The sequence below is a fragment of the Jiangella asiatica genome, assembly GCF_004349065.1.
Lineage (GTDB): Bacteria > Actinomycetota > Actinomycetes > Jiangellales > Jiangellaceae > Jiangella > Jiangella asiatica.
The window spans coordinates 1-21850 of the sequence record NZ_SMKZ01000023.1; the positions used below are offsets into that span (position 1 = coordinate 1).

Genomic DNA, 21850 nt, shown 5'->3' on the forward strand with positions numbered 1-21850 from the left:
CCACCACCTGCTCAAACACCGAGGCGGCTGGACCGTCCACCGCGACACCACCGGCAACACCGTATGGACCAGCCCCACCGGCCACACCTACATCAAACCCCCCGAACGGATCGGACCGGCCAAGCAGGAGCCACCCGACCAGCCCGACCGGCCCGACTCACTCGGCCTCGGCGCGAACGTGGTGTGAACGAGCGGGCGGCGCGTACGCTGGCTGGCCGTGACGCGCATTGGGGTCGTGGGGACGGAGAACAGCCACGTCGACCACTTCGTGCGGTTCCTCAATGTCGAGCACCGGCACGGGACCGCCCGGGTCGTGGCGCTCGCCGGCGGCGACTCCGAACGCAACAGGGTCCTGGCCAAGACCGGCGGCATCGAGACCATCGTGGTGTCCGCCGCCGACCTCGGCGGCCTCGCCGACGCCGTCATCATCTCCAGCCGCGACGGCCGCACCCACCGGGTCGATGCGGTGCCGCTGCTGGAAGCGGGCATCCCGGTACTGGTCGACAAGCCGCTGGCCGCATCGGTCGCCGACGCCGAGGCGATCTTGGCGGCCGCACGGCGCGGCGGCGTGCCGCTGGTGTCGGCGTCGGCGCTGCGGTTCGTGCCGGAGACGGCCGCCCTCGCCACCGCCGCCGAGCGGATCGGGCCGCTCACCGCCGTCCACGTCACCGGGCCGGCCGATCCCGCCAGCCCGTACGCGGGCCTGTACTTCTACGGCGTCCACCACGTCGAGGCCGCGCTGCAGATCACCGGCGCCCGCACCGACGCCAGCTCGCCGGTGCACGTCCAGCGCACCGGCGCCGCCGTCGTCGCCACCACCCGGTTCGGCGAGGTGCACGTCGTGCTGACGTTCGTGCCGCCCAGCGGGCCGGACGTCGTGCCGTTCCACGCCACCGTCGTCGGCACCCGCGGGGTCGAGGCGCATCCGCTGACGCTCGGCCCGGACTACAACGCGCCGGTCCTCGACCGGTTCCTGCGCGCCGTCGAGACCGGCACACCACCGGCCGACGACGGCGCCCTGCTCGCGCCGATCGCCGTGCTCGACGCCATCACCGCCGAGCTGGACCGGTAGGCGCGGTCACTCGCCGCGGACGATCTTGCGGAGCCGGGCGTACCGCTCGGCATAGTCGCGCTCAGCGCCTCGGGTGCCGGGCTCGTAGTACTGCTTGTCGATGACCGAGTCCGGCGCGTACTGCTGCTCGACGACGCCTCGCGGGTCGTCGTGGGCGTAGGAGTACGTGGTGCCGTGGCCGAGCTTCTTCGACCCGGAGTAGTGCGCGTCGCGCAGGTGCGGCGGCACCGCGCCGGCCAGGCCCGCGCGCACGTCGCCGGCGGCCGCGCCGATCGCCCGCACCACGCTGTTCGACTTCGGCGCCAGCGCCAGCGCGATGACCACCTGCGCCAGGGTGATCTGCGCCTCCGGCCAGCCGATGAGCTGCACGGCCTGCGCACCGGCCACCGCCGTCTGCAGCGCCGTCGGGTCGGCCAGCCCGATGTCCTCACTGGCCAGGATCACCAGCCGGCGGGCCAGGAACTTGGGGTCCTCCCCCGCCTCGGCCATCCGGGCCAGATAGTGCAGGCCGGCGTCGACGTCGCTGCCGCGGATCGACTTGATCATGGCGCTGGTGACGTCGTAGTGCTGGTCGCCGTCGCGGTCGTAGCGGACCGCGGCGCGGTCGACCGCCCGCTCGGCGACCTCCAGCGTGACGACGCCGTCGGCACCGCCGGCCGCGGCCTCCAGGTACGTCAGCGCCCGCCGAGCGTCGCCGCCGGCAAGCCGGAGCAGGTGGTCGTGGGCGTCGTCGTCGATGGTGATCGCGCCGCCCAGGCCGCGCTCCTCGGCCAGCGCCCGGCGCATGACCTCGGCGACGGAGTCGTCGTCCAGCGGCTCCAGCGTCAGCAGGAGTGACCGCGACAACAGCGGGTTGATCAGTGCGAAGTACGGGTTCTCGGTAGTCGCCGCGACCAGCGACACCCAGCGGTTCTCCACCCCCGGCAGCAGCGCGTCCTGCTGGGTCTTGGAGAAGCGGTGCACCTCGTCGACGAACAGGACCGTGCCGGTGCCCGAACGCACCAGCTCGCGCCGGGCTGCGTCGATGACCGACCGCACGTCCTTGACGCCGGCCGTGACGGCGGACAACTCGACGAACCGGCGCTTGGTGGCCCGGCTCACCACGTACGCGAGCGTCGTCTTGCCGGTGCCCGGCGGCCCCCACAGCACCAGTGACATCGGCTGGTCCTCCTCGACCAGCCGGCGCAACGGGGTGCCGGCACCGAGCAGGTGCTGCTGGCCGACGATCTCGTCGAGCGTGCGCGGGCGCATCCGCACCGCCAGCGGCTTGCCGGCGACGTCGTCGTCCGCCCCGGACAGCGAGCCGACCGGCACCGCCGGCGCCGCGCCGCCGAACAGACCCTCCTGCTCCATGGGTGCGACCCTACGCGGCCGGTCCGACAGCCGACTTCACCGGCGGACCTGGTCGAGGCACTGGCGGACCACCCGGACCACCTCGTCGCGTTCGGCGTCGTCGAGCTCGGCCGGGCGGTAGGGGTCGACGGCGTACTCGTCCGGGATGGCGCCCTCGTCGGCGGCCAGCCACAGCATCCGCTGCACGTAGCCGTCATACGGCGGACGGAACGTGACCCGGGCCAGCTCGTCGACGATGGCGGACACCTCGAGGAACCGGGCCGCGGCATCGCGCGCCGACGTGTGCACCGCCGACGCGAACGTCTCCACCGCGGCCACGGTCACCTGCACCGCGGCCGCGGCGATTCCGACCAGCGCGCCTTCCGCGCCCCACATCAGCGACGCGCCCAGCATGCGGTCCTCGCCGGTCAGCACCAGGCGGCCACGCGCCCGCGCCGCCGCGATGCCCTCCTGGCAGGCGACCGCGTCGTACAGCCGGGCCGGCTTGAACGCGGCCACCCCCGGATGCTCCAGCACCCGAGCGAGCACAGTGGCTGGGAACGGGTGGGAGTACAGGTCGAACGCGACGAGCGGCAGCCCGCTGGTCTCCCACACCAGGTCGTAGTGGGCGACGACGGCGTCGGCGTCGAGGTCCGCGGGCGGGACGACGAGCAGGGCGTCCGCTCCGGCGCCCGCGGCCGCGCCGGCCCATTCCAGGTCGGCGGCCTCGCCGTCGGTGCTGCCGCCGACGCCGGCGACCACCGGCACCCCGATCGCGGCGGCGCGGCGCACCAGCTCGACCTTGGTGCCGACGTCGAGCCAGGCGCCGCGGCCGGTGTGCGCCGCCACCGCCAGAGCGTTGGCGCCGGAGCGGACGAGATGACGGAAGTAGGCGTCGCAGACGTCCGCGTCGGTAGTTCCCTCCGACCGCATCGGCGTCGCCGCGGCGGCCACCAGAGACCACCGCAGCCGCCCGGTCAGCTCCGCCACGTCCCGAGAGTTCGCCACCGATGAAGGGTATCCAGTCGGCACCCGCCGATCGTCAGCCCGGGGCCGCGCACTGGCCGGTCGCCGGGCCGTCGACGTCGTTGGGCTCGTCCATCACCGGTGCCGGATCGTTGCCGCCACACGCCAGCGGACCGCCGACGGTGTTGCCCGACACCGTCGTGCCGCCGGTGTTGTCACGCAACGACACCGGACCGTGCACCGTCGAACCCGTGATCGACACCGCGCCCACGCTGCCGGTCACCGACACCGGGCCGGACACCGTCACCGCAACGATCTTCACGCCACCGGCACCCACCGCACGCACCGGACCGGACACCGTCGACTCCGACGCCACCAGCACCGCACCCGGACTCACCTGCACAGGCCCACTCACCGCGGCACCATCCAGACACGTCGTGCCCTCGGACACCACCAACGGCCCCGCATGCGACCCGGTCACCGTCACGTCGCACGCCGGCTCCGGCTGCAGCGCGAAGTTCCACCGATACAGTGCCGCGCCGCGGGCGTAGTAGAGGTCGCCGTCGCCGTCCATGGCCAGCGACCCGACGCCGGACGAGGCCAGCTCGCGCACGGCCCAGGTCTCTGGGTCGATCCGCCACAGGCTGCCGGAGCTGGTGACGTAGAGGTGGCCGTCCTCGTGGAAGGTCAGCTGCCGGTCGTGGCCGTACATGTTGCTGCCGCGCGGGAAGAGCTGCTCGGCGCGGGTGACGGTGTTCGTGGCCAGGTCGTAGGTGAACAGCGTCCCGTCGGAGACACCCCACAGCGTGCCGTCGGCGTCGAACGTCAGGCCGTTGACGGCCTTGCCGCCGGGCACGGGCACGACGCGGTGCAGCACGTCGCCGGTGGCCGGGTCGGCGACGAACAGCTCGGCCTCGGTGGCCACGGGGTCGATGCCGTAGCCGCCGTTGACCGAGGTCCCGCCGTAGACGAGCCCGTCGCGTTCGGCCAGCGACACCACGCTCTGGTCGGGAACGACGTCGCGATGCGTCACCACCTCGCCGGTGGCCGGATCCCAGAGGCTCAGCGCGCCGCCCAGCCGGCCGGACTTCGGCACGCTGCCGACCGCCATCACGCCGTCGACCTCGACGAAGGCCTGCGGGCGGTCCTGCTCGTCGGCGATGGACGCGGCCGGGCCCGGGTTGGTGCCCATGCTCCACGGCTGGGTGGTGTCGAAGTCCAGCAGGCCTGCGTTGGGGTACCGGCCGTACACGAGGTGGTCGCCGTACGTCCCGAAGCCCTCGACCTGCCCGGCGCCGGCGAGCAGACTCGTCGAGTCGTCGTCGGGGTCGAAGCGGGCCATCCCCGGCGGGGACAGGAACGCGCCGACGTAGACCGCGCCGTCCGGGCCGCTGCCCAGGGTCGTGATGAGGTTCGGGGCGCCCTCGAGGTCGCCCTCACCGATGTACGCGGCCTGCTTCGTCTCCGGGTTCCAGATGTAGATGCGCCCGTAGTAGTAGGTCATCGCCAGCGACAGCCCCGGGAAGTCCGGGTGGTCCATGTCGACCCACGCCCAGGTGCCGGGGAACGCGTTGGGACCCCAGCCGACCGGTGCGTACGTGTGCGTGTCCAGGTCGTAGGCGACGATCCCGGCGGAGGCGATGCGGAAGTAGACGCGCTTGCCCGCCGGATCCGGCGTCGAGATCGCCCGGCCGGAGATGCCCGGCACGATGTTCACGAACTCGCCGGTGACGGTGTCGTACACGAGCAGGTCGTTGGAGGGCTGGACACGCAGCAGCAGGTAGTCGCGGGCCAGCGTCATGTCGTAGACGACCTCATGGGTCGCGTACTGCTCGGGCAGCGTGACCTGCTCGAACGTGCCGGTGGCGCGGTCGAACCGGGTCAGCTTCGCCCGCGGCTGGGTGCCGATCCACACGCTCTGCTCGTCCACCGCGAGGGACCGGGCGTACGTCTCCCCCGGCACCGCCTGGCCGTGGTTGGTGAACTCGCCGGTGGCGGGGTCGTACGAGATCAGCTCGCCGCCGGGGTACGTGCCGCCGTAGACGATGCCGTCCGGCGCCGCGGCCAGCCGCCAGATACCCTCGCCGGGGAACGGCACGCCCAGCGACGTCACCGCGTCGTCGCCCGGCGTCCAGGAGTACATCTCCCCCTCGGTCATGGCGAAGTAGACCGTGCCGTCGACGGTGTTGAAGGTACTGGCCCAGCTGTTGATCCCGGACGGGAGCCGCTCGGCGAAGACGACCTCGCCGCTGCGCAGGTCGGTGGCCTGGAACATGCCCGGCGTCTCGTCGTTGCCGGCGGTCACCCAGTACGCCTGCGGCCGGCCCTCGGCGTCGACGCCCTGGGACTGGTCCTGCGAGAGCACCCGGCTCTCGATCGGATAGCCCAGGGACTCCTCGGCTCCGACGACCGGCGCCTGCGCGGACGGTGCCGACGCGGACGGTGCCGACGCGGACGGTGCCGGCACCGCACCCATCACGACCACGGCTGCGACGACCATTGCCACCAGCGACGATCGGTGCTGCCTCATGGAGGCCTCCTCATCGGCGTGCCCATTTCGGCCCACCCCGTTATGGGGCCATCCTGGCAGCTACGCCTAAACCGTGGCAAGGGTCACGAGCGTTCGCAATTACGGTCTTCCCCGATACCTCAGGTCTCGGTACCCTCCGGTCAGCTCCCGCCCTGGCCTGCACCGACAACGCCGAGCAGCCGACCGACGACGGAGTGCCCAACCGGGTCAGAGGCTCGCGCAGCGGCCAGTGTGCGACGCTGTGACCGCCCGGGTCCGGGCACGACGCTTCGCGAAAGGGATGGCCGCATGCACGTCCTGGTGATCGGCGGCTCCGGCATGGTCGGCAGCCACACCGTCCCGCACCTGACCGACCGGCATACGGTGCGGGTGCTCGACCCGCGCCCGGTTGAGGCCGACGGGGTCACGTGGGTCGCCGGTGACGCGCGTTCCCCCGACGACGTCGGACCCGCGATGAAGGGCATCGACGGCGTCGTGCACATGGCCGCCGCCATCCCGCGGGCGAAGGGGTACGACCCGGTCGCCAACCGCACCGCGTTCGAGGTCAACGTCGGGTCGCTGCACCTGGCGCTGTCGCTCGCGGACGCCGCAGGGGTGCGCTCGTTCGTCCACATCAGCACCATGTCGGTGTTCGAGCGCTACAGCCACGAGCCCATCGACCCGGCCACCGCCACCCCGGACGCCACCGCGCCGTACGGGCTGACCAAACGACTGGGCGAGCAGGTGGTCGCCGCCCTGACGCCGGGCCTCGGCCTGGCGGCCTGCTCGCTGCGGCTGACCTACCCCACGCCGGACGAGGACTGGCCGCTGTGGCGCTCCCCCGAGGGCGGGGCGCCGCGCATCATGACCATGCGCGACCGGAAGGCCGCCATCACGTCGCTGGCCACCAGCGACCTGGCCGCCGCGATCGACCGGGCGCTGGACTACCGCGGGCCGTACCGCGCGTTCACCGTGACCGCCGACGTCGCCGGCGTCTCCGTCGTCCCCGACGACACGCCGGACGTGCTCGGCTGGCAGCCGGTACGCGTTCCCTGAGTCCCCGGCTGGCAGACTGGGCAGCGAGACATCTGGAGGCCGCCGTGCGCACCGTCGAACCCGAAGTTCACCTGATCGCCCGTCCCGATTTCGACTACGACGAGGTGGCCCGCTACCTCGCCGACGTCGGCGGTGAGAACTGGCTGGAACGAGTCGACCGCGGTGACCTCGACGACGCGCAGAATCTCGCCGAGTTCGCCGGGCGTATCTGCTACCGGTCCTGGGAGCCCGGGCTGAACCCCAACGTCAGCCGCATCCGCACCGACCAGTCGGAGTACCTGCGCAACATCCTGGCCAGCGCGCACGGCTCGGTGCTGGAGCACGTGAACTTCTCCTTCATCCTGCACAACGTCAGCCGGGTGGCCACCCACGAGCTGGTGCGACACCGGGCCGGCGTCGCGGTGTCGCAGGAGTCGCTGCGCTTCGTCCGCCTCGACGACCTCCCGTTCTGGTTCCCCGGCTGGGCCCGCGACGATCAGGAGCTGATGGAACGCGCGACGGGGCTGCTGCAGCAGCTGGAGGATTTCCAGCACTGGATGGCCGACCACTTCGGCCTCGACGAGCAGGGCGTGAAGTTCGGCGAGAAGAAGGCCAAGACGTCCTTCATGCGCCGCTTCGCGCCCGAAGGGCTGGCCACCGGGATGGTGTGGACGGCCAACGTGCGCACGCTGCGGCACGTCATCGAGAACCGCACCGCACCAGGCGCGGAGGAGGAGATCCGCCTCATCCTCGGCAAGGTCGGCGAGATCATGGTCAAGGAGGCGCCGGCGCTGTTCGGCGACTACACCGTCGAGAACGGCTCCTGGGTCCCCGGCTGGCGCAAGGTCTGAGAGGGCCTGACGCCGCCCACGTCACTCCGGGCCGGGGAGGCCGAAGACCTCGGCGGCGTTGCGCCACATGACGAGCTCCTCCTCGTCCGGGGTCAGCGCGGCCGCACGCACCGCCGCCAGCGTCACCGACGGGTCGATGAGGGTGGCGTCGCTGCCGAACATCAGCCGGTGCGCGCCGATGCGGTCGAGCACCCACCGCACCCGCCCGGCCGCCGGCGTCGACCAGCACGGCTCGAACCACAGCCGGTCGGTGCGCTCGGCGGCGAACGGGACGAGCGGCCAGGCCGGCCCGCCCAGGTGTGCGGCGACCACCCGCGCGCCGGCGACCTCGGCGACCACGTCGGCCAGCCCGATGATCTCCTCGCCCCAGGTGTGCACCAAGGCGGGCAGGTCGTGCGCGGCCAGCAGCGCCAGCGCCTCGGCCATGGCCGGCGCGCCGCCGGGCGTGCGGGCGTAGTGGGTGTGGATCTTCGCGCCGACGAACAGCCCCGTCGGCAGCAGCTCCGCCAGCTGCCGGGCGGCCAGGTCCGGCTCCCGTGGGTCGATCACCAGCAGCCCGCGCAGCCGCGGCTGCGCGCGCAGCACGGGGACGAGGGCCTCGTTGCCGCTCGACGGGTCGTAGACGACCGCCTCGACGGCCGACACCAGCTGGAGGTCGATGCCGTAGGCGTCCATGACCCGCAGGTTCTCTGCGGCGTCGCCGACGTCGGTGGAGAAGAACCAGGGCCCCCAGTGCCCGTGCACGTCGATGATCACGACGCCACCTCCAGCAGCTGGCGCAGGTTCTCCCCCGCCACCAAGTCCAGCTCCGACGCGGTCAGCCGCGCGGTGTCCATCCTGGCCAGCACCGCCGACGCCTCGAACCAGCCGGGCCGGCTGCCGAACACCAGCCGCTCCGCGCCGACCTCGCCGGTCAGCCGTTCCCAGCCGTCGGGGTTGCCCAGCAGCCGGGTCGAGGCGTGGTAGCCGGGCTCCTCGCGGGCCAGCAGGACGAAGTCTCCGAGGTGGTAGAAGTGCGCGTCGAGGAAGACGACGCGCGCGCCGAGCCCGCGCAGGGCGGAGCCGACCAGCCGGGCGTCGCCCTCGGTCAGCACCAGCAGGCCGTGGCCGACGGCGGCGGCGACGACGGCACGCAGGCCGGGCACCGTCGCCGGGACCTCCTGGCGGCCGGGGGCCAGCCGGATGGCGCGCACGCCGGCCGCGGCGGCCCGTTCCACCTCGGCCACTGCGGTCAGCGGGTCACGCAGGTCGACGCCGGCGGCGGCCCACCAGCCGTGGTCGGCGGCGGCCGCGGCGGCCTCGTCGTTGCCGCTGGGCGCGTCGAACAGCAGCGCGCGCAGCGACCCGACGAGGCCGCCGCCGATGCCCACGCCGGCCAGCGTCGCGGCCAGCTCGTCCGGGCGCACCCGGCGGGCCGTCGCGATGTCGCGGCCGACCAGCAGGTCGCAGTCGAGGATCGGCCGGGCCGGCGCCTCGGTCACGACGGCATCACCTCGGCGTGCACCTTCGCGATGGCCGCGACGATGTCGTCGACGTCGGCGGCGGTGTAGTTCTCGTTCCACGGCACGACCACCAGCCGACGGTAGAGCAGATCCTCGGCCACTGGGCACAACCCGTCGGGGTACGTGGCGCGACCGCGCAGTGGGAAGCCGGACGAGCCGTACGTGCGGGCCTCGCGCAGCACCGGCTCGGCGTACAGCGGCCGGGACAGGTAGCCGGCGACCGATGGCACACCCTCGGCGGTCAACGCCGCGGCGTAGCGCGCCATGCCGGACCTAGAGAGCCCGTCGACCAGCAGCGGGTAATACCAGTACACGTGGTCGCCGTCGTCGGGGGGCAGGGTCAGGCCGTCCAGGCCGGCCAGCCGTTTGGTCGCGTCCGCGGCGCAGGCGCGCCGGCGTGCGACGACGCCGGGCAGCTTGCGCAGCTGCTCGCGCGCGACCGCCGCGACCAGTTCGGTCATCCGGTAGTTCAGGGCGAAGGACAGGTAGGCTCGCTCGCCGCTCTCGCGCGGCCAGCCCTTGTCGGCGAACCGGCGCATCCGGCGGGCCAGCTCCGGGTCGTCGGTGGTGACCAGGCCGCCGTCTCCGGTGGTGATGTGCTTGTACTGCTGCAGGCTGAAGCAGCCGAGCTGGCCGACGGTGCCCACCAGGGGCCCGTCCGGATCATGTGGGCGCACCCGCGCGAGGTAGGCCTGGGCGCAGTCCTCGATCAGCGTGATGCCGGCCCGGTCGGTGATGGCCCGCAGCTCCTCGACCGCGGCCGGCTTGCCGAACAGGTGCACCGCGATGACGGCCCGGGTGCGCGGCCCGATCAGCGCCGCCACCGATGACGGGTCCAGGTTGCCGGTTCCGGGCTCGACGTCCGCGAACACCGGGACGGCGTTCTGCGCGATGACCGGCGCGACGGTGCCCATGTCGGAGATGGGCGGCACGATGATCTCGTCGCCGGGGTCGGGGTCGACGACGGCGACGGCCAGGTGCAGCGCCGCGGTGCCGCTGGTGCAGGCGACGGCGTGCCGCGCGCCCACGAGCTGGGCGAACTCCGTCGTCAGGGCGGGTACTTCGCTCCCCCAGACGCCGGAGAGCATGCCGCTGCGAAGCACCCGGAGCACCGCGGCCTCCTCCTCCGCGCCCAAGGTGCGGCCGGTGGGTTCAGTGACCGCCGGCAGGGGCCGGCCGGCTGGCCGGACCGGGCTGCCGCCGTCGATCGCCAGGACGTCCACGGTCAGGGTCAGCTCCTTCTCGACTCAAGCACATCGTATCGGTCCCCCCCGAAACTCTGGTGGGCTGGCTACAGTGGTGCCATGGACACCTCGATCGGCGTCGTCGGCCCGCATGACCTGGTCGACAGCGTCGCGGCCGTCTGCGAGGAGCAGGCCGGCGTGCGCGTGCACCGGTTCGACTACGACCACGAGACGCAGGCACCCGGCCTCGTCACCACCCACGCGTCCGGCGTCGACGCCTGGCTGTTCACCGGCATCGTCCCCTACACCATCGCACACGACGCGCTGACCCGGCCCGCGTCGTTCGTCGACTACAGCGGCTCCACGCTGCTGCAGGCGCTGGTTCGGCTGCTGCGCGACGGTGCCGACGTCACCGCGTTGTCGGTCGACACCCTCGACACCGCGCAGGTGGACGACACCCTCGCCGAGGCCGGAGTGCCGACCGACGGGGTCCGCACCCTGCCGTACCGGCCCGGCGCCACCGCCGCGGACATGGCCGCGTTCCACCGTCGTCACGCCGCCCGCCATCCCGGCGCCGTCGCCGTCACCTGTTTGGCGTCGGTCCACGACGAGCTCGCTGGCGAGCTGCCGGTGTTCCGGCTGGCGCCCTCGCCGCAGTCGGTGCGGGCGGCGCTGCGCCAACTGCTCCTCACGGCCAGCAGCCAGATCCAGGAGGACGCGCAGGTGGCGCTGGGGCTGGTCGAGCTCGGCCCGGCCGGTGCGGCTGGCCCCGACCTCGCCCGCGAGGTGGGCATGCTCGGCGGGTCGCTGTCGCGGTACTCCGACACCATGTCGCTGATCGTCACCACCCGCGGGCCGCTGCACGACGCGTCGCACGGGTTCACGGCGCTGCCCCTGCTGCACCGGCTTGGCCAGCGCCACGACATCGCCCGCATCGGCTTCGGCCTGGGGCACAGCGGCGCGGAGGCCGAACGGCTGGCCCGCCGGGCACTCGCCCGGGCGCGCAACCACGGCGACGTCGCGGCGGTGGTGTCGTCGCGCAACGACGTCGACATCCTGCTCGAGGTCGTCGCGCCGGCGCAGGGGCCGGTGTCGGAGCAGAGCCGGGCGGTCGTGGCGAGCCGGGTGGGCCTGTCGGTGGCCACGCTCGACCGGCTACGCGAGATCACCTCCGCCAACGGCGACCGGCCGCTGACCACCCGCGACATCGCCGACGGGCTGGGCGTACAGCTGCGCACGGCCCGGCGGATGCTCCAGCGGCTGGAGCTGGCCGGGTGTGCGGAGCGCTCGGGCAGCCTCGACTCCGGAACCATCGGCCGTCCGCTGACGCTGTACCGGGTCAGCCTCTAACGGCGCTCGAGCCAGCGGTCCAGTCGCGCGGCGATGAAGTCGTCGTCGCGCAGCTGCGGGTAGGCCTCCCAGACGCGGTCGATCTCGGCCAGCTGCCCTGGCGAGAGCACCTCGTGCTCCTCCAGGCACCACACCCCGGCCAGCAGCCCCTGCCGGCGCAGCACCTCGTGGATGCCGGGAACGCAGCCGCGGAAGGCGTTGGCGGCGTCGAAAATGGCCGCGTTGGCGTCTGTGAGCACCGGGTTGAGCTTGAGCAGCTCGCGCAGCGCCGCGTCGTCGCCGGCCCGGGCCCGGGCGGCGGCCGCGAGGGTCTCGACCGCGCCGCGCACCCATACCGCCCACTGGCCGAGCAGGCCGCCGACCAGCGTCAGCTCCTGCCCGTCCACCCGGTACGTGGTGACCAGGTCGGTGACGATGTGGTCGTCGTTGCCGGTGTAGAGGGCGATCTCGCCGGCGCGGCCGGAGCCTGCCACGCCGTGGATCACCTCGAGGGTGGCGTAGCGGTCGAAGGGCGCCACCTTGATGCCGACGACGGAGGGCAGCTCGGCCAGCCGCCGCCAGAACGACCGGCTGAGCAGCCGGCCGCCGACGGCCGGCTGCAGGTAGAAGCCGATGACGGGCAGCACCTCGCCGACCGCCCGCGCACGCTCGATGAGCTCGTCCTCGCTCGCGTCGCCGACGCCGTACGGCGTGAGGAGTGCCAGGTCGTAGCCGAGCCCCGCGGCCAGCTCCGCCTCGGCGACCGCCTGCTCGGCGCGCCCGACGACGCCGGCCACCAGGACCGGGCGCTGCCGCGGGTACTCGTCGGCGACGCTGGCCGCCAGCTCCAGGACCGGGGCCAGCAGGCCGCGACCGGGCTCGTGCACCGCGAACTGCGTGGTGTGGACGGCGACGGCCAGACCGGCGGCTCCGGCCTCGATGTAGTAGCGGGCCAGCGCCCGCTGGCGGCGCTCGTCGAGCTTGCGGTCCTCGTCGAGGGCGAGCGGGTGGGCCGGGATGACGCCACCGGCCCGGAACCGCTCCAGGGCGGAGATGGTCATCAGAACTTCCCGTCACGCTGCTGGAACTTGGTCGGTTTGCCGAGCGTGGGCAGGCCTGCACGCACCCACCGCGCGGTCGCCTGGACCAGCTCGGGCACGGTGACGTCGGGGTAGCCGAACAGCCCGTGGCAGCGCGCGGCGTTGGACAGCAGCGACGTCGGCGCCGGCTCACCCGCGAAGGTCACCGGCTCGCCCAGCTCGGCGGCCAGGTCGGTGGCGACCTGGCGGATCGACAGCGTCTCGGGTCCGGAGAGGTTGAGCACGAACGGCGGGCTCGAGGCGTGCAGCAGGGAGCGCAGCGTCACCTCGTTGGCGTAGCCCTGCCAGACGACGTTGGCGTGGCCGGTGGTCAGGTCGACCGGGTCGCCAGCAGCGATGGTCTGCGCGAGGTCGACGAGGACGCCGTAGCGCATCTCGACGGCGTAGTTGAGCCGGATGATCGCCATCGCGGTGCCGTAGCGCTGGGAGGCCGCCTGCAGAACGCGCTCGCGACCCAGGCACGACATGGCGTACTCCCCCACCGGACCGGGCGGGGTGTCCTCGGTGGCGCCGCCGGTGCCGACGTCGACCAGCGGGTACACGTTGCCGGTGGACAGTGCGCTGATGCGGGAGCCGGTGTAGCGGCGGGCGACCCGTCCCGGCAGGTAGACGTTGGTCTCCCAGGTGCCGGCCTCGTTGCCGTCGGTGCCGAACTTGGCGCCGACGAGGTAGACGACGTTCGCGGCCTCGGGCAGTGCGGCCAGGGCGGCGTCGTCGCCGACGTCAGCGGCCACGACCTCGGCGCCGGTGGCCTCCATGGCCGCGCGCGAGCCCGGTGCGCTGAACCGCGACACCGCGGTGACCCGTGCCTTCGTGCCGGCCTCCTCGACCGCGCGGACGGCCAGCCGGACCAGGCTCACCCCCAGCTTGCCGCTGGCACCGAGGACGACGATGTCGCCCTCCAGCCGGCGCAGGTCCGCCACCAACGCCGGCCGCGGCCGTGACAACCGCTCGTCCAGCTCCTCGATGCTGTGCACCCGCACCCTCCTTCGACCCAGTTACGGTCTAGACCGTATTTTGTCGCGGGTGCGGATGTCAAGGTACGAGGAAAGGGCCTCAGTCCGCGGCCAGACCGGCCCCGAAGACGATGGCGAATCCCACGGCGAAACCCGCGGCCGAATGGTCGAAGATCAGGGCCAGCACCAAGCCCAGCCCGAACGCGACCATGAACCTCTTACCCAGCTTCTGACCCATCGCCACTCCTGCCAGTGTGGTGGGACAACGCTTATGACCATGATCAGTCACGGTCCCGGGCCATGCGCAAGCGAAAGTCTCAGAGTGAGGGACAACAGGCCTGGACTTTGTCGCATCTATGGCTATAAGTGGCTCTTCGGCTGCGTCCGTAGGTCGGTGCCGCTCCGATCGCGATGCCGGTGCGGACGGTGTTCAGCAGGATCCCCCGAGCCTCACCATGATTGCGAGCATGGTGTGACACGAGATCTCGTGCTGAACGTGATCATTCCGGGGCCCCGGCGCCCACGGAAGCAGCAGCGAATGCACGAAATGCATGGTCATGCGGTGCCGCTGCGCCGGTCGCCGAGCACCCGTCGCAGCGCGGCGACGAGGTCGGCGGCGCCCTCGGGGCCGGCCATCAGGTGTGGCTGACGGACCCAGAACACGTCGCGGGCGGCCGCTCGAGCCGCCGGCGCGGCCAACGCGCGGACCCGGCCGTCCAGCGCCGGCAAGCCGCCCAGCGGCGGGTAGCCGGCGTCGAGCGGCACGCCCTCGGCCTCCATCGCGGCCAGGATCCACGACCTGTCCATGTCGGTCCCCGAGTCCGCCCGGAGCATCAGCAGGTGGCGCGAGTTGACCGTGGTGCCGGGCGGATCCGGCACCGTGCGCACGGGACCGCCCCACGCGTCGAGGTTCCGGCCGACCTCGCCCGCGAACGCCTCGCGGGTGGCCACCTCGTCGTCGAGCCGGTCCAGCCACGGCAGCAGGAGCGCCGCCTGGAGCTCCGTCATCCGCAGGTTCCAGCCCACGTCGGCGTGGTGGTACCAGGCACCGCCGCGGACCCTGCCGACGTTGCACGCCGACCACGCCCGGGCAGCCAGCTCGTCGTCGTCGGTGACGATCAGACCGCCCTCGCCGGCGGTCATGGCCTTGCTGGACTGGAAGCTGAATGTGGCCGCGGTGCCGAGCGCCCCGACCGGGCGGCCGCGGTAGGCCGCGCCGTGTGCCTGGGCGCTGTCCTCGATGACGGCCAGGTCGCGCTCGCCGGCCAGCACCACCAGCTCGTCCATCGGCGCCGGGCTGCCGGCCAGGTGCACGACCATGACCGCCCGGGTGCGGTCGGTGATTGCCGGGCGTACCGTCGAGGCGCTCAGGTGCAGGTGGTCGGCGTCGACGTCGGCGACCACCGGCACCGCGCCGGCCAGCAGGACCGCGGTGGCGCAGGCGACGAACGTGTAGGCCGGTATCACCACCTCGTCGCCGGGGCCGACACCGGCGGCGCGCAGCGCGACGAACAACGCCAGTGTCCCGTTGGTCAGCACGACGCCGTGCCGTGCGTCGTGCCGTTCGGCGAACCGGCCGGCCAGGCGGTCGCACAGCGGCCCGGACGTCGCGCCCCAGCGGCCGCTGTCGACCACCTGTATGAGCAGCTCGCGCTGTTCCGGCGACGCCGGTGGCGGCCAGGCCGGCCACGGGTCGCGCCGGATGGGCTCGCCGCCGTCGATCGCGAGACGTGTCATGTCGTCCTGTCCAGGATGATCCGGTCGCCGAGCAGCCGGGCCAGGTTCCCGCCCAGGACCAGCGCGCGATCGGTGTCGGAGAGCCGCGCGTACCGGACCTTGCCGAGTCCCAGGCGCGGATCGAGGAAGCACGCGTCGGTGCCGAAGAGGACCCGTTCCGGCCCGGCGACCGCGACCATGCGCTCCAGCCAGCGCGTGGTCAGCCGCGAGCCGCAGATCTCCAGGTACAGGTTGGGCTGCCCGGTGGCCAGGCGCGCGGCCCGGTCGAAGCCCGCCGGCCAGAGCCCGGCGTGCCCGACCAGGACGGACACCTCGGGATGCCGGCGGGCCAGCTCGACCAGCTGAGCCGGATCGGAGGTCGGCGAGCCGGTCTGGCCATGCACGAGCACGGGGACTCCCGCGTCGGCGGCCAGGTCCAGCACCGGGTCGTACCGCGGGTCGTCGGCACCGCAGGCGTGCGTGTCGGGGTGCAGCTTGAACCCCCACACGCCGGGCCGTGACAGCTGGTCGCGCAGGATCGACGGCGCGTCGGGGCGATGCGGGTCGCCGACCAGCCACACGCCGATGCGGCCGGGATGGCGCTCCGCGGCCGCCAGCGCCAGCTCGTTGCCGGCCCGCGCGTCGCGGCCGACGGCGACCAGGTGGGAGACGCCGACGGCGTCGATGCCGATGGCGTCGTTCGTGTCGACCAGCCACCGGGCGCCGGGCTCGGGGATGAAGAAGTCCACCCAGCTGCCGACGTGTCCGTGGGCGTCCAGGACCGGGCTCACGTCGCACCTGCGGCGCACAGCAGCTCGAAGGAGCCGGCCGCGATCAGCTCGACGTCGTGCGCCGCCAGCCTCAGGTGGTCGAGCTGGAAGCGCGGACCGGCGTCGTCCCACAGGGGCGCGCCCGTCCCGAACACGAGCCGGTGCGCGCCCGCCTGCCCGGCCAGCCACTCGACCGCGCCGGCGCCGGCCAGCGTGCCGGTCTCGACGTGCACGCCTGCCCGGCTCTGTAGCAGCTCGGCCAGCTCCCGCAGGCAGCGATAGCCCGGCGAGAGGACCAGGATCCGCAGCGCCGGCACCTGGGCGGCCAACGCCGCCACGCGCTCCAGGCCGCACTCGTTCGCGTCCAGCGCCACCGGGATGCCGGCAGCGGCCAGCTCGCGCCACCAGCGCAGCGCGATCGGGCCGGTCAGTGCGTACCGGTGCCGGACCGGGCAGGTGCGCACCATGACCGGCGCGGCGGCCACGACCTGCTCCGGCTCGGCCGGCCAGCCGGCGCCGGGGACGGCCGGGAGCACCACGGGGACGACGGCGAGCCGTTCCGGTACCGGGCCGGACCGGCCCTCCTGCTCGTGGGCCGGGTCGCCGAACAGCACCGAGCTGGGGGTGACGGCGGCGCCGTCGATGCCCAGGTGGTCCAGCTCGGCCAGCAGCCCGGCGGTGTCGGCCGATGCGACCAGGTCGCCCGGGACCGGCCCGAGCACCCGATGGGCGTCGAAGACCCGCATCGACCGATCAGCCCTTCAACCCCGACGTCGCGATGCTGTTCACCAGGTAGCGCTGCAGGACACCGAAGATCACCAGGCAGGGGATCACGCTGATGGCCGCCGAGGCCATGATGCGGGCCCGGGCCACCGACTCCGCGTTCAGGGTCGACAGGCCGACGGTCAGCGTGCGCATCTCGTCGGTCTGAGCGATGACCAGCGGCCACAGGAAGTCGTTCCAGTGCCAGAGGAAGACGAAGATGCCCAGCGTCGCCAGCACCGGCTTCGTCAGTGGCAGGACCAGCCGCCAGAATACCGTCCACTCCCCCGCGCCGTCGATCTTCGCCGCGTCGAACAGGTCGTCGGGCAGGCCCTTGATGAACTGCCGCATCAGGAAGACCGCCTGCGAGTTCGCCAGCGTCGGAACGATCAGCCCCCAGAAGGTGTTCACCCCGTCCAGCCGCGACACCAGCACGAACATCGGGATCAGGGTGGCCTGGATGGGCACCATCAGGGTGGCCAGGAACGACCACATCAGCGCGTTGCTGCCGGGGAACCGCTTGCGCGCGAAGGCGTACCCGGCCATGGCTGCGGTCAGCAGGATGACGACCACCGACACGATCGAGTACACGAAGGAGTTGAGCGTCCAGCGCAGGAACGACGATGCCGACAGGACGGCGCTCAGGTTGTCCAGCGTGACCTCGTCCGGCAGCTGGTCCGGGATCGTCTGGGCGCCGTCCGGGCTCAGTGCGAGGACGAACACGGCGACGAAGGGCACCACCGTGAGCACGGAGGCGAGCACCAGCAGGACGGTCAGCCAGATGTTGGCGCCGGTGCGCCGGCGCCGCCGGCGGTGACCGGACGAGGCCCCCGCCTGCGTGGGGGCCGGTGGTGCGGTCAGCGTCGTCACGTGTTCTCCCGGTCCAGGACGTACCGCTGCACCAGGGAGATGAGGAACACGACGAAGAACAACACGACACCGATGGTGGCCGCGTAGCCGAAGTCGAAGAACCGGAAGCCCTGGTCGTAGAGCATGTACACCAATCCGTACGAAGCCCGCGCCGGCCCGCCGCCGGTCATGACGTAGATCGTGTCGAACACCTGGAACGCCGCGATCGTCTCGATCACGACGACGAAGAACACCACCGGCTTGAGCAGCGGCAGCGTGATGCGGCGGAACTTCCCCCACGCGCCGGCGCCGTCGAGCGTCGCCGCCTCCATGACGTCGCCGGGGATGTTCTTCAGCCCGGCGAGCAGGATGAGCATGGAGTAGCCGAAGCTCTTCCACACCGACACCACCGCGAGCGACCCGAGCACCATGGCCTGGTTGCCGGTGAGGAACGGGGCCGGCCCCAGACCGACCCGCTCCAGCAACCCGTTGATCAGGCCGTCGGACTGGTAGATCCAGGTCCAGATGATGCCGGCCATCACGAACGACGTCACGTACGGCAGGAACAGCAACCCGCGGAACAGTCCCCGGCCACGCACCACGTGATGGAGCATGGTCGCCGTCGCCAGCGATACCACCAGCGTGAGCGGCACGTAGATGAGCGCGTAGAGCAGTGTGACCCGCAGGCTGTCGACGAACAGGTCGTCGGAGAACAACCGCTCGTAGTTCTCCGCGCCGATGAACGTGAACTCTCCGCTCAGCCGGTAGTCGGTGAAGCTCATCCCGACCGCGCCGAGGCTCGGCACGTACCTGAAGATCACGAAGAGCACGAGCATCGGCAGGACGAACAGCAGTCCCCAGCCCGGATCCCGGGCACGCTGCCGCCACGACGGCCGGGGCGCGGCCGGGCGGTGCACAGTCATGGTGGATCTCCTTGCCCGTGGGTACGGGCTGTCAGCCGCCTCGTGCGATCAGGTCCCGAGCTTCCTCGGCGGCGTCGGCCAGGGCGTCCTCGGCGGACTTGGACCCCTGCAGCGCGGCCTGCAGCTGCGCCGACAGCACCGCCATCACCTGGCGCGCGGTGGGCGTGACCTCGCCCGGCCGAGCGTACTGCAGGGCGTCGTTCAGCGCCGTGATGGCCTCGTCGCCGGCCGGCGGCTCCACGTCGGTGCGGGCCGGGAAGGTGCCGGCCGCCTCGTTGAGCTCGACCGCGACCTCCGGCGAGGAGATGTAGGACGCGACCTCGAACGCCGCGTCGTCGTCGTCGCTGATGCTGGTCAGGGCCAGCACGCCGGGAATGCCGAAGGTGACCTGCTCCTCGCCGGTGAGCGGCGCGCCGACCACGACGTTCTCCGCGCCGACGCCGGCCCTCATCTGCTCCACCTCGAAGGCGGCCAGCGCGAACCCCATGGCCGCCGTTCCGTTGCCCAGCGGTCCGCCGTCGACGGCGTTGGGCTTGGTGGCCGCGTCGGCCGGGAGCCCGCCGGCCTCCTGCAGGTCGAGCAGGAACTGCAGCGCCGCCACCCCCTCCGGCCCGTCGAAGGCGACGTCGCTACCGTCCTCGGTGAAGACCGAGCCGCCGGCCTGCCACAGCAGCGGGTAGAAGCTGAGGTTGAGCGTCATCTCGGGCGAACCGGCGTAGTCCATGACCGCCACGCCGTTCGCGGCCAGCGCGGGCGCGGCGGCCAGGACGTCCTCCCACGTGGTCGGCATCTCGGTGATGCCCGCCGCCTCGAACAACGCCGTGTTGTACACCGTCGTGGTGCTCGTGTGGTAGATCGGCACCCCGTACAGCTCGTCCTCGAACGTCACCACGTCGAGTGCGCTGGGCAGGTAGGCGTCGCGGCTGTCCTCGACCGCCCCGTCGACCGGCTTCAGCCCACCGGTCACCTGGTACTGCAGCGTCTGGTCCGGGGTGAGCAGCACGAGGTCGGGGCCCTGCCCGGCGGCGATGGCCGTGGCGATCTTCTCGTCCCGGCCCTCCCAGGGCAGGAGCTCGATGGTGAGGTCGATGTCCTCGTTCGCGGACTCGAAGTCGGCCTCCACCTGATCCCAGAACGCGATGCTCGCGTCCTGATCCGCGATCACCGGGTACATCCACAACGTGACCTCGGCCGAGCCGCCGCCGGCCGTGTCATCGGAACCGCCGCACGCCGCCACTGTCAGCGCCGCCGCTGTCGCGACCGCCATACCTCGAACTCGCACCGGTCATCCTCCTCGCCCAGCAGCCGGCGAATACCGGCCGGGGCCGAAACTATATCTGACCGTACGACGCGTCAAGGCGCATCGCGGTCACGATTCGGCCGATGATCTGCCGCCAGGTCGCGGGCGAGCGCCAGCCAGGTCGCCGTCGGGACCGTCGCGGCGGGTGCGGGCGGGTCGATCCCCGTCGACGTCATCAACCGGTGGGCGCGCTTCTTCGGCACGTGCGCACCGAGGACCTCGCGGGTCGGCCGCCCCGGTGAGCGGTACCGCTCCTGCAGCAGCCGGCGGGCCAGCCGGGCGGTGCGCCGCGACACGTCGGCGCGCCGCCGGATCACCAGGTGTGCGGAGTCGACGGAGGGCGCCGGGTCGAAGCTGCCCGGCCGGACCCGTCCGGAGATGCTCAGCTCGAACCGCGCCTGCCACCAGGCGACCTCGAGGTCGCGCGGGTGAGTTGCGGTCATGCGCTTCGCGAACCCCCACTCCACCAGCAGGTCCGCCCGCGCGATCGACGTCTCCTCCGGATCCAGCAGCCGGCGCAGCAGCGCCGTCGAGATCGCGTACGGGATGTTCGCGACCACCGCGAAGGAGCGCCGCGGGAGCATCACGGTGCGGGCGTCGGCGGCGACCACCCGCACGCCCGGCTCAGCGGCGAACCGGCGCTCCAGCAGCGCGACGAACCGCGGGTGCCGCTCGACGGCGATGACGCGGGCGCCGGTGGCGGCCAGCGGTCCGGTGAGCGCGCCGGTCCCGGCGCCGAGCTCGACGACGAGGTCGCCGGGGCCGGAGCCGGACGAGCGCACCATCCGGCGGCTGACCGAGGGGTCGCGGAGCAGGTGGATGCCGGCATGGTTGGGTCGGTGGGACGGGCGGTGCTTGGTGCGGGCGTGGCGAGGCATGAGCCATCACGACCAATCGCGATCACGGAAGACGGCGGACGTCGAAAAGCCGCGCCGTGCACCTCGGGTGTGCTCACCGAGGGACGGACGCGGCTCCGGCGTGCTCCGTGTCGCCGGCCCGGACCCGCTCAGATGGGGGTCAGCCGGTGGTACGCGAAGCTACGCCGTGACGGACCGGCGGGGACGCCAGTACGCCACAGCGGCGTTCTTTATCATTCCCACCCCTCCAGGGTAGCGGCTGCGATCAGCCGGACACCAACGCATTCGGCGTGACGGTGATCTCGAACGGCTTCGCCAGCGTGACGCTCTCGTCACCGCTCGCCCGGCCCACCTCTTCGTACCCGCCGTCGACCAGGTCGTACGCGACGATGGACGGCTCGACCGGGTCAACCATCCAGTACGACGCCACGCCGTGTTCGGCGTAGACGGAGTACTTGAGCAGCTGGTCGTATCGCCGAGTGCTTCGCGACAGCACCTCGACCGCCAGCACGAGCGGCGCGACGATGTTGCGCTCGCGGACGTCGGCCCGCCGGACGACGAGTAGATCCGGCTGGAGTGATGTCGCGTCGTCGGGCTGCCAGTCCAGCGGCGCGAAGTACACCTTCATCGTCGCAGGGACACCGGCGCGCAGCAGGACGGCGAGCTCGAGCAGGGCCTCCTGGTGGATGGGTCGCGGCGCGGGGCTCACGAGGAGGATCCCGTCGACCAGCTCGTACCGCAGCCCGTCGTCGGGCAACGCCTCGAGGTCGGCGACGGTCCATCCCTCGACTGCATGTGGCATCACCGTCATGGTTGTCATGGTGCCCCCTTTCGGGC

Annotated in this window: 22 protein-coding genes; 5 read left to right on the forward strand and 17 right to left on the reverse strand. The window is 72.5% G+C overall.

Translation table 11 applies throughout. The features are described 5' to 3' along the window. Both E1269_RS32305 and E1269_RS16660 read left to right on the forward strand, forming a co-directional pair. Positions 1-187, forward strand: a 187-nt coding sequence (locus E1269_RS32305; RefSeq protein WP_203433757.1) for a hypothetical protein, incomplete at its 5' end; no start/stop codon positions are given. Positions 188-217: 30 nt separating this feature from the next. Then, entirely contained in the window at positions 218-1072 is an 855-nt protein-coding gene (locus tag E1269_RS16660) for a Gfo/Idh/MocA family oxidoreductase (protein WP_131896508.1), read from the forward strand. 6 nt (positions 1073-1078) lie between these two features. On the opposite strand, the gene E1269_RS16665 is transcribed toward E1269_RS16660, so the two are convergent. The 3 genes from E1269_RS16665 to E1269_RS32310 are packed head-to-tail and all read right to left on the reverse strand — an operon-like array spanning position 1079 to position 5900. Next, positions 1079-2425, reverse strand: a complete 1347-nt coding sequence (locus tag E1269_RS16665) for a replication-associated recombination protein A (RefSeq protein ID WP_131896510.1) — start codon at positions 2423-2425, stop codon at positions 1079-1081. A 36-nt stretch (positions 2426-2461) separates the two neighbouring features. Further along, positions 2462-3412 carry a dihydrodipicolinate synthase family protein gene (locus E1269_RS16670; protein ID WP_131896512.1) on the reverse strand — a complete coding sequence of 317 codons (951 nt, stop codon included), beginning with the start codon at positions 3410-3412 and terminating at the stop codon, positions 2462-2464. Between the two features lie 34 nt (positions 3413-3446). Then, positions 3447-5900 carry a hypothetical protein gene (locus E1269_RS32310; RefSeq protein WP_162606455.1) on the reverse strand — a complete coding sequence of 818 codons (2454 nt, stop codon included), beginning with the start codon at positions 5898-5900 and terminating at the stop codon, positions 3447-3449. A gap of 288 nt (positions 5901-6188) precedes the next feature. On the opposite strand from E1269_RS32310, the gene E1269_RS32315 reads away from it, so the two are divergent. Then, on the forward strand, positions 6189-6935 hold the full coding sequence (locus tag E1269_RS32315; protein WP_162606456.1) for an NAD-dependent epimerase/dehydratase family protein: 747 nt from the start codon (positions 6189-6191) through the stop codon (positions 6933-6935). A 44-nt stretch (positions 6936-6979) separates the two neighbouring features. Continuing rightward, the gene (thyX, locus tag E1269_RS16680) at positions 6980-7765 is read left to right on the forward strand and encodes an FAD-dependent thymidylate synthase (protein ID WP_131896514.1); all 786 of its coding nucleotides are present in this window, start codon (positions 6980-6982) and stop codon (positions 7763-7765) included. A 21-nt stretch (positions 7766-7786) separates the two neighbouring features. Here thyX and E1269_RS16685 read toward each other — a convergent pair whose 3' ends face one another. From E1269_RS16685 to E1269_RS16695, 3 genes are read right to left on the reverse strand one after another with little or no spacing between them, the layout of a single operon-like run. Then, positions 7787-8521 (reverse strand): amidohydrolase family protein, encoded by a 735-nt coding sequence (locus E1269_RS16685; protein ID WP_131896516.1) that lies wholly within the window; start codon positions 8519-8521, stop codon positions 7787-7789. Next, on the reverse strand, positions 8518-9246 hold the full coding sequence (locus E1269_RS16690) for a hypothetical protein (RefSeq protein WP_131896518.1): 729 nt from the start codon (positions 9244-9246) through the stop codon (positions 8518-8520). Before E1269_RS16690 ends, E1269_RS16685 begins: the two co-directional genes overlap by 4 nt. Further along, positions 9243-10490 carry a DegT/DnrJ/EryC1/StrS family aminotransferase gene (locus E1269_RS16695; protein ID WP_203433759.1) on the reverse strand — a complete coding sequence of 416 codons (1248 nt, stop codon included), beginning with the start codon at positions 10488-10490 and terminating at the stop codon, positions 9243-9245. Before E1269_RS16695 ends, E1269_RS16690 begins: the two co-directional genes overlap by 4 nt. 81 nt (positions 10491-10571) lie before the next feature. On the opposite strand from E1269_RS16695, the gene E1269_RS16700 reads away from it, so the two are divergent. Beyond that, complete coding sequence (locus E1269_RS16700; RefSeq protein ID WP_131896522.1) at positions 10572-11801, forward strand: response regulator; 1230 nt, start codon at positions 10572-10574, stop codon at positions 11799-11801. On the opposite strand, the gene E1269_RS16705 is transcribed toward E1269_RS16700, so the two are convergent. The 11 genes from E1269_RS16705 to E1269_RS16750 all read right to left on the reverse strand — a co-directional run bounded on the left by E1269_RS16705 (position 11798) and on the right by E1269_RS16750 (position 21824). Next, positions 11798-12841 carry a dihydrodipicolinate synthase family protein gene (locus E1269_RS16705; RefSeq protein ID WP_131896524.1) on the reverse strand — a complete coding sequence of 348 codons (1044 nt, stop codon included), beginning with the start codon at positions 12839-12841 and terminating at the stop codon, positions 11798-11800. The two genes, E1269_RS16700 and E1269_RS16705, sit on opposite strands and share 4 nt — an antisense overlap. Beyond that, positions 12841-13857 (reverse strand): NAD-dependent epimerase/dehydratase family protein, encoded by a 1017-nt coding sequence (locus E1269_RS16710; RefSeq protein WP_131896526.1) that lies wholly within the window; start codon positions 13855-13857, stop codon positions 12841-12843. The genes E1269_RS16705 and E1269_RS16710 overlap by 1 nt, the downstream gene beginning before the upstream one ends. Positions 13858-13936: 79 nt before the next feature. Continuing rightward, complete coding sequence (locus tag E1269_RS32320) at positions 13937-14074, reverse strand: hypothetical protein (protein WP_162606457.1); 138 nt, start codon at positions 14072-14074, stop codon at positions 13937-13939. Positions 14075-14391: 317 nt separating this feature from the next. Continuing rightward, positions 14392-15573: a DegT/DnrJ/EryC1/StrS family aminotransferase gene (locus E1269_RS16715; protein ID WP_131896528.1), complete on the reverse strand. Its 1182-nt coding sequence runs from the start codon at positions 15571-15573 to the stop codon at positions 14392-14394. Beyond that, positions 15570-16343, reverse strand: coding sequence for an amidohydrolase family protein (locus E1269_RS16720; RefSeq protein WP_131896530.1), 774 nt, complete (start codon positions 16341-16343; stop codon positions 15570-15572). The genes E1269_RS16715 and E1269_RS16720 overlap by 4 nt, the downstream gene beginning before the upstream one ends. Next, positions 16340-17068 carry an amidohydrolase family protein gene (locus E1269_RS16725; protein WP_131896532.1) on the reverse strand — a complete coding sequence of 243 codons (729 nt, stop codon included), beginning with the start codon at positions 17066-17068 and terminating at the stop codon, positions 16340-16342. Before E1269_RS16725 ends, E1269_RS16720 begins: the two co-directional genes overlap by 4 nt. A gap of 7 nt (positions 17069-17075) precedes the next feature. After that, positions 17076-17954, reverse strand: a complete 879-nt coding sequence (locus E1269_RS16730; protein WP_203433761.1) for a carbohydrate ABC transporter permease — start codon at positions 17952-17954, stop codon at positions 17076-17078. After that, on the reverse strand, positions 17951-18856 hold the full coding sequence (locus E1269_RS16735) for a carbohydrate ABC transporter permease (RefSeq protein WP_131896534.1): 906 nt from the start codon (positions 18854-18856) through the stop codon (positions 17951-17953). The genes E1269_RS16730 and E1269_RS16735 overlap by 4 nt, the downstream gene beginning before the upstream one ends. 31 nt (positions 18857-18887) lie before the next feature. Continuing rightward, positions 18888-20138, reverse strand: coding sequence for an ABC transporter substrate-binding protein (locus tag E1269_RS16740; RefSeq protein WP_203433763.1), 1251 nt, complete (start codon positions 20136-20138; stop codon positions 18888-18890). Between the two features lie 71 nt (positions 20139-20209). Next, positions 20210-21034: a ribosomal RNA small subunit methyltransferase A gene (locus tag E1269_RS16745; RefSeq protein WP_131896536.1), complete on the reverse strand. Its 825-nt coding sequence runs from the start codon at positions 21032-21034 to the stop codon at positions 20210-20212. Between the two features lie 244 nt (positions 21035-21278). Beyond that, positions 21279-21824 (reverse strand): Uma2 family endonuclease, encoded by a 546-nt coding sequence (locus tag E1269_RS16750; protein WP_162606458.1) that lies wholly within the window; start codon positions 21822-21824, stop codon positions 21279-21281. Between the last annotated feature and the right edge of the window lie 26 nt (positions 21825-21850).

Excerpts from the sequence above, each read along its gene's own strand:
- E1269_RS16665 (WP_131896510.1), bottom strand. The coding sequence starts at position 2,425 with ATGGAGCAGGAGGGTCTGTTCGGCGGCGCGGCGCCGGCGGTGCCGGTC.
- E1269_RS32310 (WP_162606455.1), bottom strand. The coding sequence starts at position 5,900 with ATGAGGCAGCACCGATCGTCGCTGGTGGCAATGGTCGTCGCAGCCGTG.
- E1269_RS32315 (WP_162606456.1), top strand. The coding sequence starts at position 6,189 with ATGCACGTCCTGGTGATCGGCGGCTCCGGCATGGTCGGCAGCCACACC.
- E1269_RS16700 (WP_131896522.1), top strand. The coding sequence starts at position 10,572 with ATGGACACCTCGATCGGCGTCGTCGGCCCGCATGACCTGGTCGACAGC.
- E1269_RS16705 (WP_131896524.1), bottom strand. The coding sequence starts at position 12,841 with ATGACCATCTCCGCCCTGGAGCGGTTCCGGGCCGGTGGCGTCATCCCG.
- E1269_RS32320 (WP_162606457.1), bottom strand. The coding sequence starts at position 14,074 with ATGGGTCAGAAGCTGGGTAAGAGGTTCATGGTCGCGTTCGGGCTGGGC.
- E1269_RS16715 (WP_131896528.1), bottom strand. The coding sequence starts at position 15,573 with ATGACACGTCTCGCGATCGACGGCGGCGAGCCCATCCGGCGCGACCCG.
- E1269_RS16725 (WP_131896532.1), bottom strand. The coding sequence starts at position 17,068 with ATGCGGGTCTTCGACGCCCATCGGGTGCTCGGGCCGGTCCCGGGCGAC.
- E1269_RS16735 (WP_131896534.1), bottom strand. The coding sequence starts at position 18,856 with ATGACTGTGCACCGCCCGGCCGCGCCCCGGCCGTCGTGGCGGCAGCGT.
- E1269_RS16745 (WP_131896536.1), bottom strand. The coding sequence starts at position 21,034 with ATGCCTCGCCACGCCCGCACCAAGCACCGCCCGTCCCACCGACCCAAC.
- E1269_RS16750 (WP_162606458.1), bottom strand. The coding sequence starts at position 21,824 with ATGACGGTGATGCCACATGCAGTCGAGGGATGGACCGTCGCCGACCTC.